At 41.9% G+C, this 14283-nt stretch carries 13 protein-coding genes; 9 read left to right on the top strand and 4 right to left on the bottom strand.

Translation table 11 applies throughout. The features are described 5' to 3' along the window. Positions 1 to 3 precede the first annotated feature (3 nt). Together dcuC and pepE are read right to left on the bottom strand one after the other, a co-directional pair. Positions 4 to 1296: a C4-dicarboxylate transporter DcuC gene (gene dcuC / locus ACJ7Z2_RS09155; RefSeq protein ID WP_409500089.1), complete on the bottom strand. Its 1293-nt coding sequence runs from the start codon at positions 1294 to 1296 to the stop codon at positions 4 to 6. Between the two features lie 10 nt (positions 1297 to 1306). Beyond that, a complete protein-coding gene (pepE, locus tag ACJ7Z2_RS09150) occupies positions 1307 to 2011 on the bottom strand; it encodes a dipeptidase PepE (protein ID WP_409500088.1) in 705 nt (234 codons plus the stop codon). 101 nt (positions 2012 to 2112) lie between these two features. Here pepE and ACJ7Z2_RS09145 point away from each other — a divergent pair, with 101 nt between their 5' ends. From ACJ7Z2_RS09145 to ACJ7Z2_RS09105, 9 genes are all read left to right on the top strand, one after another. Then, positions 2113 to 3348 (top strand): Zn-dependent hydrolase, encoded by a 1236-nt coding sequence (locus tag ACJ7Z2_RS09145; RefSeq protein ID WP_409500087.1) that lies wholly within the window; start codon positions 2113 to 2115, stop codon positions 3346 to 3348. A gap of 176 nt (positions 3349 to 3524) precedes the next feature. Continuing rightward, complete coding sequence (gene lepA / locus ACJ7Z2_RS09140) at positions 3525 to 5318, top strand: translation elongation factor 4 (protein ID WP_126302723.1); 1794 nt, start codon at positions 3525 to 3527, stop codon at positions 5316 to 5318. Positions 5319 to 5438: 120 nt separating this feature from the next. Then, on the top strand, positions 5439 to 6398 hold the full coding sequence (lepB, locus tag ACJ7Z2_RS09135; protein ID WP_409500086.1) for a signal peptidase I: 960 nt from the start codon (positions 5439 to 5441) through the stop codon (positions 6396 to 6398). 58 nt (positions 6399 to 6456) lie between these two features. After that, positions 6457 to 7131 (top strand): ribonuclease III, encoded by a 675-nt coding sequence (gene rnc, locus ACJ7Z2_RS09130; protein WP_154704466.1) that lies wholly within the window; start codon positions 6457 to 6459, stop codon positions 7129 to 7131. 103 nt (positions 7132 to 7234) lie between these two features. Next, a complete protein-coding gene (gene era, locus ACJ7Z2_RS09125; RefSeq protein WP_154704465.1) occupies positions 7235 to 8152 on the top strand; it encodes a GTPase Era in 918 nt (305 codons plus the stop codon). Positions 8153 to 8589: 437 nt separating this feature from the next. Beyond that, positions 8590 to 9312, top strand: coding sequence for a DNA repair protein RecO (gene recO / locus ACJ7Z2_RS09120; RefSeq protein WP_409500085.1), 723 nt, complete (start codon positions 8590 to 8592; stop codon positions 9310 to 9312). Positions 9313 to 9399: 87 nt separating this feature from the next. Continuing rightward, on the top strand, positions 9400 to 10641 hold the full coding sequence (gene rhlB / locus ACJ7Z2_RS09115; RefSeq protein WP_409500084.1) for an ATP-dependent RNA helicase RhlB: 1242 nt from the start codon (positions 9400 to 9402) through the stop codon (positions 10639 to 10641). Position 10642: 1 nt separating this feature from the next. Then, entirely contained in the window at positions 10643 to 11053 is a 411-nt protein-coding gene (locus ACJ7Z2_RS09110; RefSeq protein WP_230311445.1) for a hypothetical protein, read from the top strand. 23 nt (positions 11054 to 11076) lie between these two features. After that, positions 11077 to 12567, top strand: coding sequence for a helicase HerA-like C-terminal domain-containing protein (locus ACJ7Z2_RS09105; RefSeq protein ID WP_409500083.1), 1491 nt, complete (start codon positions 11077 to 11079; stop codon positions 12565 to 12567). A gap of 59 nt (positions 12568 to 12626) precedes the next feature. Here ACJ7Z2_RS09105 and ACJ7Z2_RS09100 read toward each other — a convergent pair whose 3' ends face one another. After that, complete coding sequence (locus ACJ7Z2_RS09100; RefSeq protein WP_409500082.1) at positions 12627 to 13256, bottom strand: DsbA family protein; 630 nt, start codon at positions 13254 to 13256, stop codon at positions 12627 to 12629. A gap of 9 nt (positions 13257 to 13265) precedes the next feature. After that, complete coding sequence (locus tag ACJ7Z2_RS09095; protein ID WP_409500081.1) at positions 13266 to 14276, bottom strand: ABC transporter ATP-binding protein; 1011 nt, start codon at positions 14274 to 14276, stop codon at positions 13266 to 13268. Positions 14277 to 14283: the final 7 nt, after the last annotated feature.

The raw sequence follows: 14283 nt of genomic DNA, 5'->3' as shown, positions 1-14283 counted from the left end.
GGGTTATAGCATAAAGAGGGCTAAGAATAAGGTGGCAAGCACCATACCGGGGGCAGTGCGTTTAATCATCTCAACCGGATTCACTCCGGCAATGCCGGCACATACAATCACGACACCGGCAATAGGTGAAGCTGTTCGCCCGATAGCGCCTGCAATAGCGGCTGCCATACCTAAATTAACGTGGGTGTAGCCTAACTCCGCTGCGTGTGGGGTTACAGCAGTATTAAAGGCAATGGCGGCAGCATCGCCTGAGCCTGTGACCATTCCCATTAAGAACGGACCGATGGTTGCTCCCCAACGTACAAATTCGTTTGAGTGTTTTAAAAATTCAATGGCGGAATCAATCGCTCCTGTTGCTTTTAAACCTGCCACAAATACACCTGCTGCAATGATAATTCCTAACACATTTGCATAGGCGTTGCCCATTCCGTTAAAGAATTCATTGGTGATTTTAGCTGGCGATGTGCGGGTAACCAATAATCCGTAAATAGCACCGATTAACATAGCTTGTGGTACGCCCATTTTTGTCCAATTCAGCCAAGAGATTTCTTGCAATGATGTTCCACCAATAACTAAAATCACTAACGGCACTAAAGGTGCAATCGCATAGAGAATATTTGTACTGCTTGTTTCACTTTGTCTATTTTCCGCAGTTTGTAAATAGGCATCACGATGCTCTTTGCCGTAGTCTTTAAAAACAAGTGCAAGAATGGTTAAGGTAACAGCTCCAATCGCTCCGGCAATGATGGTGTAAGGAGCGTGCGACAGGTTTACCTGCGTAACAGTTAAGCCAGACATTTCACTAATCATTGCAGAGTGCGAAGAACCCGGACTCATCATCGAACCAAATGTGCCGGCAAGAATAGCCGCTCCAGCCATAGCCGGACGAACTCCCGATGATTTCAAGACAGGAATTAAAGTTGCCCCTACCGCAGCAGCACAACCTGCTGCCGATGGAATCGCAATATTGATAAAGAAGGTGATAATAGTTGCAATCGGAATCAGGAAAAACTTCAATCCGCTTAACGGTTTGGTTAAAAGTTGGACTAAGTGATTATCGCAACCTGTTGATTTCATCACATAAGCAAAACCCATACTGGAACAAATTGCCATAATCAGACCGCTTGACGTCATACTTTTGGCAAAAGCATCAAGGGCTGCCATTGGTTGTAAGGTCAGTAACGCCATTCCCAAGCCGATTGCAATTAATACCGTTCTGGTTTCGTATTTTTTTATCAGTAAATAGATGGTGGCAATAATTCCCACTATTGCAATGATTAAGTTAAAATTCTCCATATCGTTCTCCTCAGTAAGTGAATATAGTATTAGGCTCAAAGGTTTTTAATTGCATATCTTGGCTAAATTGTAGCACCGCCGTTTCTCCTAACACTTTTGCTTGATTGCCTTGAATATGTAATGCAGTTCCTTCCGGCAAGGCGTAAACAATCGAATTAGGGTTTACAATCAGAAATTCTTTCAAGCGTTCTTCTCGGCTCTCGCCATTATGCCCCTGAATTTTGCCGGCAATAAAATGTGGATTAATTTGATGAGGAAATAAATTTAAGGCGTTAAATGAAGGAGGGTAAGTAATCGGCATATCGTTGGTGGTCATAATTGATGCACCGGCAACATTCGCCCCGGCACTCCAACCAAAATAAGGTGTGCCGTTTTCAACTTTTTCACGAATACAATCCAGCACCTTGTTTTCATACATCTGATTTAACAAACAAAACGTATTGCCTCCGCCAACTGCAATTACATCTGCTTGCTCGAGAATTTCGGTGTGTTTTTTCGCTCGATGAACAGATACAATCTCTAATTCCAGCTCTGCGAATTTATCTTGCACGACTTGTTCATATTCATCATAGCTTCGGCTTACTCCTGCATAAGGCAAAAAGGCGATTTTCTTACCCTTATAATCAGCTAGGAACTCTTTTAGCCATTTAATCGTATGAGCTAAATACTCTGTATTTTTATACTTAGAACCACTCATTAACAGCATATTTTTCATAGTTGTCTCCTTAATAAGATATTCTTTGATCAAAACAGCTATTACTTCTTTTAGGATTGTATATAATTTTACCTATTTCAGGTTAAGAAAAGAGGTGACCTATGTCAATAAATATGCAAAGAATTCAACAGATTTTTTCAGATTTGGCAACATTTACATCAGTTGATGGGGAAGTAACCCGACTTGCCTTTTCTGAACAGGATATCAACGCCCGAGATTATGTGATCAATTTGTGCAAACAGTACGATCTTTCGGTCAAAATAGACCCAATCGGCAACGTATTTATCCGAAAACAAGGCATTGATAACAGCCTTCCTGCGGTTGCCTTTGGTTCGCATATTGATACGGTAGTCAATGCCGGAAAATTTGATGGCACACTAGGCACTATTGCAGGGCTGGAAACCCTTTTCCAACTTTGTGAAAACAAACAACAAACTCGTTATCCCCTTGAATTAATCATCTTTGCTTGTGAAGAATCCAGCCGTTTTAATTATGCCACACTGGGCAGCAAAGTGATGTGCGGTATTGCAACTCAAGAAACATTAAGTAAATTAAGCGATAAACAAGGTTTAAGCTTGGCTCAGGCACTGGATACAATCGGGTTGGATTTCAATCGTGTTAATCAATCAAAACGCCAGCCAGAAGAATTTAAATGCTTTTTAGAATTGCATATTGAGCAAGGTCCAAGATTGGAAAACGAACAGAAAACCATCGGGATTGTGACCGGCATTGCTGCTCCGATTCGGGCTATTGTGAAAATTCAAGGTCAAGCCGACCATTCAGGGGCAACGGCAATGCATTATCGCCACGACGCTTTACTGGGGGCAGCAGAATTAGCATTAGAGCTAGAAAATGCGGCAATTCAAGCTGGGCATTCAACTGTCGCAACCGCAGGTAATTTAACCGCCAAACCGGGTGTAATGAATGTAGTTCCTGGTTATGCGGAATTATTAGTGGATATTCGAGGTACACATTTTGAAGCGAGAGAATCTGTCTTTATCGCATTACAAGATAAAATCAAGGAAGTGGCAGAAAAACGAGGTTTAACCATTGAATTGCAGCTGATTTCAAAAGACAAACCGATTGTATTGGCTGAAGAAATGGTAACTCATTTAACTCAAGTTACGGAGAAATTAGGCTATAGTTATGACATTATGCCAAGCGGTGCAGGACACGATGCAATGCATATGGCAACGCTTTGTCCGACAGGTATGTTATTCGTACCTTCTCATTTAGGCATTAGTCATAATCCACTTGAATTTACCGAATGGACAGATATTGAAGCCGGTATTCGTGTGCTGCAACAGGCTGTGCTAGAACTGGCAGAAATAGTTTGATCTTACCTATTATTAACAAGCGGGTGTTTTTACAAAGAAATTTGCAAATTTTTAAGCAAAAACAACCGCTTGTTTGTTCTTCTTTTCCTTTGCAAAACCTTGTATTTCAAGTACAATTCCCCGATTAATTTTTCGATAAACAAATAACAAAACAGGACATTAACTGCCCGATGAAAATGCAAAATATTCGTAACTTTTCGATTATCGCCCATATCGACCACGGTAAATCGACTTTATCAGACCGTTTAATTCAAACTTGCGGTGGTTTATCAGACCGTGAAATGGAAGCCCAAGTATTAGACTCAATGGATCTGGAGCGTGAGCGTGGTATTACCATTAAAGCACAAAGTGTTACCTTAAATTATAAAGCGAAAGATGGTGAAACTTATCAGCTTAACTTTATCGACACGCCAGGGCACGTGGATTTCTCTTATGAAGTGTCTCGCTCACTGGCTGCCTGTGAAGGAGCATTATTGGTGGTAGATGCAGGGCAGGGGGTTGAGGCTCAAACGTTGGCAAACTGTTATACCGCGATTGAAATGGACTTAGAAGTCGTGCCGATTTTAAATAAAATTGACTTGCCTGCAGCTGAACCGGAGCGTGTAGCAGAAGAGATTGAAGATATTGTTGGTATTGATGCGATTGATGCGGTGCGTTGTTCTGCGAAAACCGGTTTAGGGATTGAAGATGTTTTAGAAGAAATCGTGAAGAAAATCCCTGCACCGGAAGGTGATCCGGAAGCACCATTACAAGCCTTGATTATTGACTCTTGGTTCGATAACTATTTAGGCGTGGTTTCTTTAGTGCGAGTGAAAAACGGCGTGCTGAAAAAAGGCGATAAAATTAAAGTGATGAGTACCGGACAATCTTACAATGTGGATCGTTTAGGTATCTTCACACCAAAACAAGTAGATACTACTGAACTTAAAACCGGCGAAGTAGGCTGGGTAGTGTGTGCGATTAAAGATATTTTAGGTGCGCCGGTGGGCGATACCTTAACGCATCATCACAATCCGGCAACCAATGTGCTACCCGGCTTTAAAAAAGTGAAACCGCAGGTATATGCAGGTTTGTTCCCGATTAGTTCAGACGATTACGAAGCCTTCCGTGATGCTTTAGGTAAATTGAGCCTAAACGATGCCTCGTTATTCTACGAACCTGAAACTTCGAGTGCATTAGGTTTTGGTTTCCGTTGCGGTTTCTTAGGCTTGCTACATATGGAGATCATTCAAGAGCGATTAGAGCGTGAATATGATCTAGACCTGATTACCACTGCCCCAACGGTAGTGTATGAAGTGGTGCAAACCAGTGGCGAAACCATTTATGTGGACAGCCCCTCAAAACTGCCTGCTATCAATAATATTGCAGAAATTCGTGAGCCGATTGCAGAGTGTAATATGCTTGTGCCACAAGAGTTTTTAGGTAACGTGATTACCTTATGTGTGGAAAAACGTGGCGTGCAAACCAATATGGTGTATCACGGCAACCAAATTGCATTAACTTACGAAATCCCGATGGGTGAAGTAGTGTTGGATTTCTTCGATCGCTTAAAATCAACCTCTCGTGGTTATGCCTCATTAGATTATGGTTTCAAACGCTTCCAAAATGCAGATATGGTGCGTGTTGATATTATGATCAACGGCGAGCGTGTAGATGCGTTGGCAATTATCGTTCACCGTGCGAATGCAGCTTATCGCGGACGTGAATTAGTGGAAAAAATGCGTGAGCTGATTCCTCGCCAGCAATTTGATATTGCGATTCAAGCGGCTATCGGCAACCACGTTATTGCTCGTTCTACGGTAAAACAGCTACGCAAAAACGTACTGGCGAAATGTTACGGTGGTGACGTGAGTCGTAAGAAAAAACTACTACAAAAACAAAAAGAGGGTAAAAAACGAATGAAATCTCTCGGTAACGTAGAAGTTCCGCAAGAGGCATTCTTAGCGATTTTACACGTTGGCAAAGAATAATTTGCAAAATAAATGCGGAATTAAACCGCTTGCAAGCGGTCGTATTTTGAAAAAATTTTGCAAAAATGTAGGGGCGAATCATCATTCGCCCACACGGTAAAAGATAAAAGGGAGAGTTAAATGGCACAACTTATGCCGATTATTTTTCTAGGCATTATTTACGGTATTTGGAAATGGTTGGATTCAATGCAACTGCCAAATACAATTTCAATTATTTTAGTGGCGTTAGTGATCATCTGTGGCGGATTTTGGGCGTTCTATAAATTTAGTGCCGACCCAAGACGTAAACTGGCAATCGCCCAGCAACAAAAACGCTTAGGTAGAGCATTAACCGAAGAAGAAATGGCAGAGATTCAACCGAAATCGGCAGTTGGAGAATTTTTTGCCTCCCTGTTCGGAATTTTATTCTTTGTTACCGTATTGCGTTCGTTTTTATTTGAGCCGTTTCAAATTCCAAGTGGTTCAATGGAACCGACCTTGCGTGTTGGCGATTTTTTGATAGTAAATAAATTCAGTTATGGGATTAAAGATCCGATTTGGCAGAATACTTTAATCGAAACCGGCAAGCCGGAGCGTGGAGATATTATTGTTTTCAAAGCACCGGCTCAACCTCACGTGGATTACATTAAACGTGTGATTGCGGTAGGCGGCGATAAAGTGAAATACGATTTTGCTACCCAACAATTAACGGTTACTAATGCAAATGGCGAAACCAAGACATTTGAATACAGCGAAAGCAAACCAAACCCTGAGTTTTTCTACCACGGCGAAATGCAACTTGAGCGTACCGAAAAAGGTGATGTAACCCACCAAATTTTAAATCACCCAATGGCGTTTAATTATGCACCTTACTTCTATAAACAAGAAGGGCAAATAGACGGTGAGTGGGTTGTCCCGCAAGGACACTATTTTGTGATGGGTGACAACCGTGACAACAGTGAAGACAGCCGTTTTTGGGGCTTCGTGCCGGAAAAAAATATTGTGGGCAAAGCGACATTTATCTGGCTAAGTTTAGATAAAAAAGCAAACGAGTTTCCAACCGGATTGCGTTTTTCCAGAATGTTTACCACTATTGAATAATGTAGTGTAGGGGGCGAATGGTAATTCGCCCCTCAGTCATTAATAAATAAAAGAATTTATGCAATTAGAACGATTACAGAAAAAATTAGGTTATCAATTTCATAACCTTGATTACCTCACACAAGCCTTAACGCACCGCAGTGCCGCTTCAAAAAATAACGAACGCCTTGAATTTTTAGGTGATTCCATTTTAAATTTTACCATCGGCAAAGCTTTATACGACAAATTCCCAAAAGCAAATGAAGGCGAGCTAAGCCGTATGCGTGCGACCCTTGTGCGTGAGCAAACCTTAGCCATTATTGCCCGTCAATTTGACTTAGGTGACTACCTGAAATTAGGGCCCGGTGAACTAAAAAGTGGCGGTTTTCGCCGAGAATCGATTCTTTCCGATTGTGTAGAAGCCATTATTGCAGCGATTTATCTTGACCAAGATATGGCAAAAGCAATGGAAAAAGTAGCGGATTGGTATGCTGATTTACTGGCGGAAATCAGCCCGGGTGATGCCCAAAAAGATCCGAAAACACGCCTGCAAGAATTTTTACAAGGCAGAAAATTACCTTTGCCTGAATATAATGTGTTAGATATTAAAGGCGAAGCCCATAACCAAACCTTCCGCGTGACCTGCAAAGTGATTAACATCGAGGATGTGTTTATCGGCATTGGTACCAGCCGCCGAAAAGCCGAGCAAAATGCCGCAGAAAAGGCATTAGCCGTGGTTAAAACGAAAAAGTAACGATAGCGCAAGCGTCCTCGCTTGTGCTAAAGATTTAATTAAATGGTACAAGCGTGGACGCTTGCACCATCAAATTCATTCCGCAGAATGAAAGGAAAACAAAATGACAGAACAAACTCAAACTCCTGCTAAAACCTATTGTGGTTTTATTGCGATTGTAGGTCGCCCGAATGTGGGTAAATCGACCCTTTTAAATAAAATTTTAGGACAGAAAATCTCGATTACTTCACGCAAAGCACAAACAACCCGCCACCGTATTGTGGGGATTCACACCGAAGATCAATACCAAGCAATTTATGTGGACACTCCGGGGTTACATATTGAAGAAAAGCGAGCCATTAACCGATTAATGAACCGTGCTGCAAGCTCGGCGATTGGCGATGTGGATTTAATTATCTTTGTGGTGGAAGGTACTAAATGGACAGAAGATGATGAAATGGTGCTAAATAAGCTCCGTTCTGCAAAAGCTCCGGTTTTATTGGCGATCAATAAAGTCGATAACATCAAAGAAAAGGAAGAACTACTGCCACATATTACCGAGCTTTCACAAAAGTTTGATTTTGCGGAAATCCTACCGATTTCGGCACAACGTGGTAAAAACGTGCATATTTTACAGAAATTTGTGCGTAAATCGTTGCGTGAAGGCGTTCATCATTTCCCGGAAGAGTATGTAACAGACCGCTCTCAACGCTTTATGGCATCGGAGATTATCCGTGAAAAATTAATGCGTTTCACCGGCGAGGAATTGCCTTATTCCGTGACGGTAGAAATCGAGCAATTCAAAATGAACGAACGTGGTGTTTATGAAATCAACGGCTTAATTTTAGTGGAACGAGACGGACAGAAAAAAATGGTGATCGGTGCCGGCGGTCAGAAAATTAAGACCATCGGCATTGAAGCCCGTAAAGATATGGAGCGTTTATTCGATAACCAAGTCCACCTTGAACTCTGGGTGAAAGTCAAAGCCGGTTGGGCAGATGACGAAAGAGCCTTGAGAAGTTTAGGGTATATGGATGAGTAGTTTTTTTGTCACTTTTCTTTACTTGTGCAAAGAAAAGTAACCAAAAGAAAGCACACCCTGCTTCGTTGCTATCCTCACTTGGTTGAAATTTTCTTAACGAAAAATAACCCTGATGTTCGCTTCGTTCTCGCTCGGGTTATTTTCCTAAAAATTTCAAGTCGTTCGGGCAACTCAGAAGGGAACCCGATCCGACCATACAAGCGGTGATTTTTTTGAAAAATTTTGCAAAATGATGCTCTGCCGGGTTCCCTTCTGAACCGCCTGAGCGACTTTGAATTTGTAGGAAAAATTCCTTGTTTGAGCAGCGAAGCGGCGAGTTTGGAATTTTTTCGTTAAGCAAATTCAAACCAAGCGAAGACAGCGGTGAAGTAGGGTCGCCTTTCTTTGGTTACTTTCTTTGGCGAAGCAAAGAAAGTGACATATAGTCGGGATTAATTATGACCACAGATCAATGGCAACGAGCCTTTGTACTCCACCGCAGAGAATACAGCGAAAGTAGTTTGCTGGTGGAGTTTTTTACCGAATATCACGGGCGGATTACCTTGCTGGCAAAAGGGGCGAAGCGTCCACGTTCGCCGTTGAAAGCGGTGTTGCAGCCGTTCACGCCGTTGTTGTTGCGTTGGTCGGGTAAAGGGGAGCTTAAAACCTTAACCAAAGCAGAACCGGCAGCATTAACATTGCCGATGGAAACCCTTTCGCTTTATAGTGGGTTTTATATTAACGAAGTACTTGCAAGAGTATTGGAAAATCAGACTGCTTACCCTGAATTATTTCAGCATTATTTACGTTGCATCACCGAGCTTGCCGCACAAAAACAGATTGAGCCGATTTTACGCACCTTTGAATTTCATACGTTAAAAGCATTAGGTTATGGGGTGGATTTTACGCACTGTGCGGCAACCGGTTTGCCGGTTGATCCGAAAATGACCTATCAATTTCAGGAAAATCAAGGATTTATCGCCTCATTATTACAGAATAACCAGACCTTTTTAGGCAGCGATTTGTTGGCATTTGCTCAGTTGGATTTTTCAGAAAAAGCGACTCAGCAAGCGGCAAAACGTTTTACCCGAATTGCATTAAAGCCCTATTTAGGTTCACAACCGTTGAAAAGCCGAGAGCTTTTCCAATCCATTTTGCCGAATAAACTCAAAAGCGGTTAAATTTGAGAAAAAATGCCCAATATGCTATTTTGCAAAAAAATGTGTAAAAAAGACCGCTTGTAACACAATAATTATCAAGGAAATACTATGTCTAATCACCTTACCGAACACCGTTTTATTGACTTCCCGATTCACGCTAATGTGTTAAATGCTCTTGATAGCAAAGGCTTTGAGTTCTGTACTCCAATTCAAGCGAAAACCCTCCCGATTACTTTAAAAGGAAATGACATTGCAGGCCAAGCTCAAACTGGTACAGGCAAAACATTGGCTTTTTTGGTGGCAACTTTCCACCATTTATTAAACAATGAAACAGAAACGGCGAAGAACCAGCCGAGAGCATTAATTCTTGCCCCTACCCGTGAATTGGCGGTGCAAATTGGGGCTGATGCCGAGCTGTTTTTAAAACATTCTGATTTAAAACTGGCGTTGGCATACGGTGGTGATGGTTACGACAAACAAGTTCAAGAAATTGAAAAAGGGGTAGATATCCTAGTCGGTACAACAGGTCGAGTGATCGACTATGTGAAACAAGGCATTATCAATTTAGATAAAATTCAAGTGATTGTGCTAGATGAAGCAGATCGAATGTTTGATCTTGGTTTTATTAAAGATATTCGTTATCTGATGCGTAAGTCCCCTTCACCGAAACAGCGTTTGACCTTGCTCTTTTCGGCAACGCTTTCGGCAAAAGTGCGGGAGCTTGCTTATGAAGATATGAATAATGCCGAATATATTGAAATTGAGCCGCTACAAAAAACCGGACATCGTATTAAAGAAGAGCTATTTTACCCTTCTAATGAAGACAAAATGGCATTGTTGCTGACATTGCTTGAGGAAGAGTGGCCGGAGCGTTGTATGATTTTTGCCAATACCAAGCATAAATGTGAAGAGATTTGGCAATATTTATCGGCAGACGGACATCGGGTTGGAATGCTAACCGGCGATATTCCTCAGAAAAAACGCCTTTCTTTGCTGGATAATTTCACCAAGGGCAATTTGGATATTTTAGTGGTAACAGATGTTGCGGCTCGTGGTTTGCATATTCCGGATGTCACGCACGTGTTTAATTATGATTTACCGGACGATAAAGAAGATTACGTTCACCGTATTGGTAGAACAGGTCGAGCAGGTGAGAGTGGGCATTCAATCAGCTTTGCTTGTGAGCGTTACGCGGTCAATTTACCAGCGATTGAAGAGTATATCGGACACCAAATTCCGGTCAGTCAATATGATAAAGAGTCCTTACTTGATTTACCTAAAGTAAACCGACCAAGAACGAAAAGCCCTTTTGTAGCGAAGAAAAATAATCGTAATGGTTTTAATAAATAAAATGAAATTTTTGAAATACCTATGTTGTTTGGTATTACTGACCGGCTGTAAGAGCTTAGAGCAATTTGAAGAGGATTGGTTCTCTTCGGCAGAATCGGCTAATCGCCATTCATCAGTTAAGATTACGGCTAAAAAAGAACAAGCTGTAAGAATGAAACCAAGTATCGAAGCAGCACAAAATAAAACAAAAATCGTTAATCAAACAGTTGTAAATAAGCGAATAAATACGACCGCTTGTAAAGACAGTGATGATTGGTATTTAGATGGCTACCGTGTCGGGAAGTCTTTCCGTACACAGAAAAACCAAATGTTGCAACAACGTAGCCAATATTGTGGCTATAATGTAAAAGATCTACCTTCCCATTATTATCACAACTGGGAAAGAGGTTTCCGCATTGGCATTAAAAGTTAATTTTAGACAAAAGAGAATCAAATATGAGTTTATATAATATTGCTCAAACTGAATCAGGTGAAGTGATTTCACTTAACTCAAAAATGGCTAACCGACACGGTTTAGTAGCTGGGGCGACGGGGACAGGTAAAACCGTTACGTTACGAAAATTAGCGGAAGCCTTCAGTGATGACGGCGTGCCGGTATTTTTAGTGGATGTAAAAGGCGACCTTTCAGGTTTAGTACAAGCGGGTAGTTTTTCCGGAAAAATTGCAGAACGGATTGAACAATTTAATTTAGGCGGAGAAGATTACTTAAACGGTTATCCGGTTTCGTTTTGGGACGTGTTTGGCGAGTCAGGCATTCCGCTACGCACTACCATTTCCGAAATGGGTCCGATGTTGCTTTCCCGTTTACTTAACTTAAACGATACTCAAGAAGGTCTATTAAACCTTGTTTTCCGTGTGGCAGATGATAAAGGCTTAATGCTGATTGATTTAAAAGACTTGCGTGCGTTATTAAAATTTGTTGCCGACAATGCGAAAGCATTTCAAGTGGAATACGGCAATGTTTCCGCCGCAAGTGTCGGAGCAATTCAGCGAGCTTTATTAGCCCTTGAAAATGAAGGAGCAAGTAACTTATTTGGTGAGCCAGCATTAGATTTACACGATTGGATCCAAACCCGTAACGGCCGTGGTGTTATCAATATCTTAAATTCGGAAAAATTGATTAATTCACCAAGAATGTATGGGGCATTCTTACTTTGGTTTATGGCAGAGTTGTTTGAGAATTTGCCTGAGGTAGGCGATCCTGAAAAACCGAAGTTCGTATTATTCTTTGATGAAGCCCATTTACTGTTTGATGATGCACCAAAAGTGTTGGTCGATAAAATTGAACAAGTGGTTCGCTTAATTCGTTCAAAAGGTGTAGGGGTCTATTTTGTAACCCAAAACCCATTGGACTTACCGGATTCTGTGTTAGGGCAGCTAGGTAACCGAATTCAACACGCGTTACGAGCGTTTACACCTCGTGATCAAAAAGCAGTAAAAGCAGCAGCGGAAACGTTCCGAGCCAACAAAGAGGTCAATGTAGTGGAAGCCATTACCCAGCTTGGAGTTGGGCAAGCATTGGTTTCTGTGCTTGATGAAAAAGGTATGCCGACACCGGTTGAGATTGCTTATATCTATCCACCAAAAAGTCAATTAACACCATTAGCAACAGCTGAGCGTGAGGGCTTAGTTAAACAAGATGATTTATATCACCACTATAGCCAATATGTGGATAATGAATCAGCCTTTGAAATGCTGAATGCCAAAGCGGAAGCGGTAAAAGCAGAGCAAGCGGCGGCAGAGGAAGAAAGTAACGATTTCTTTGGTGGCATCCTTTCTTCGATTTTTGGCTCGAAAAAGAAAAAAGATCAATCCATTACCGAACAAGTAGTGAGCCAAGTGGCTCAATCGGTGGGCAGAAATCTACGTAACCAAGTAACCAAACAAATTATGCGTGGCATTCTAGGGGCGATTACGAAAAAGTAATTGGTAAATTTTAAGAAGAATGAGACCGCTTGTTTATTTACAAGCGGTCTTTTTTTGGATTATTTTTGCAATGCCTGCTTAATTGCATCAAGCAACACTGCCGGCGGTTGAGCCCCCGACACTCCAAGTTTTTCATCAATCACAAAAAACGGCACGCTATTAATGCCATAGCGGTGAGCCATTCGTTCATCTTCCCGTACTTCGTGCCCAAAATCATCACCGGTCAGTAATTTAGCCACTTCATCACGATCTAAACCGATCTCCAACGCCAACTCAATAAGTTGGGTACGTTTTGCCAAAATGACATTATCGGTAAAATAGGCTTTAAACAGCCGCTCAGTCATTGCTTCGCCCAAGCCTTTGCTTTCAGCAAATTTCGCCAGACGATGAGCTTCAAAGGTGCGAGTATATTGTGTGGTACGGTAACGCAGATCAATTCCGGCTTTTTTTCCGGCTTCTTCCACATAATCAATCATTTCATTTGCTTGCTCGGCAGTTTTTTGATATTTCTGCATTAAGCGTTGCTGAATATCAGCCTCCGGTTCGCCATTGGCGTGAGGATCAAGCTCGAAGGCTCGGAAAATAACCTCAACCTCGCCATCAAATTGGGCTAAGGCTTGTTCTAAATGGCGTTTGCCAATATAGCAAAACGGGCAAGCAAAATCTGACCAAACTTCTATTTTCATCATTTCTCCGATTTAAAATAAGATAAATTCCCTGACTTGGAAGCCCACTTCAACTTGGTCTCCAATTTTCAGTTCCTGATTTTGATAAGCGGTAATTTCAATGCCGTTGATGGCAATTTGGTAGCGGTAGAATAAACCTAAAAACAGTTTGCCGACCACTTTTCCTAACCCTAATTCGTTTGGTTTTAAAATCAGCTGTTCAGGGCGGAGCAACCACTGGTAGCGTCCTTTGCTGATTTCCATTTCCGGAAACAGGCGGAACTCACCGATCGGGCTGAACAGCACTTTGTCTTCGGTTATATTACAGCTGAGATAATTTGTGCCGCCTAAAAAATCCGCCACAAAAGGATTCACCGGGGCGTGATACAGCTCATTCGGCTTGCCGAATTGCACGATTTTGCCTTTATCCATTACCGCAATTTTATCCGCAAAGGCAAAGGCTTCTTCCTTGCTGTGAGTCACAAAAATTGCCGGCACTTGCTGGCTTTTCAAAATTTGTTTGATCTCTTGGATCATCGCATAGCGGGTTTGGCTGTCGATGTTGGAAAAAGGTTCGTCTAGCAACAGCAGTTGAGGCTTACACGCCAAAGCACGGGCAATCGCTACCCGTTGTTGCTGACCGCCCGAGAGTTCATGCGGAAAACGGGCTTCAAAGCCTTGCAGATGTACCACTGAAAGCATCTGTTCAGTGACGTTTTTTTGCTCTTCTTTAGGCAATTTCGCTAAACCGAATTGAATATTTTCCGCCACCGTTAAATGTGGGAAGAGAGCGTAATCTTGGAAAATCAGCCCGATTTGGCGATCTTCCACCGCCTTGCTTTTCAGGCATTTGCCGTTCAAATGAATATCGCCTTGCTCAATCGGCAGCAATCCTGCTATCGCTTTTAACAGCGTGGTTTTGCCGCAACCGCTCGCTCCAAGCAGGCAGATAATTTCATTTTGGTTTACCGCAAGGTGAAGATTTTGTAACACTGCAGTATTGCCAAAATTAAGATTCAGATTATTAATAGTTAAAACAGACATAAAATTC

It is taken from the genome of Mannheimia glucosida (genome assembly GCF_046267875.1).
Lineage (GTDB): Bacteria > Pseudomonadota > Gammaproteobacteria > Enterobacterales > Pasteurellaceae > Mannheimia > Mannheimia glucosida.
Note: the sequence above shows the minus strand (reverse complement) of the source record. Positions and strands in the feature narration are given on the sequence as shown.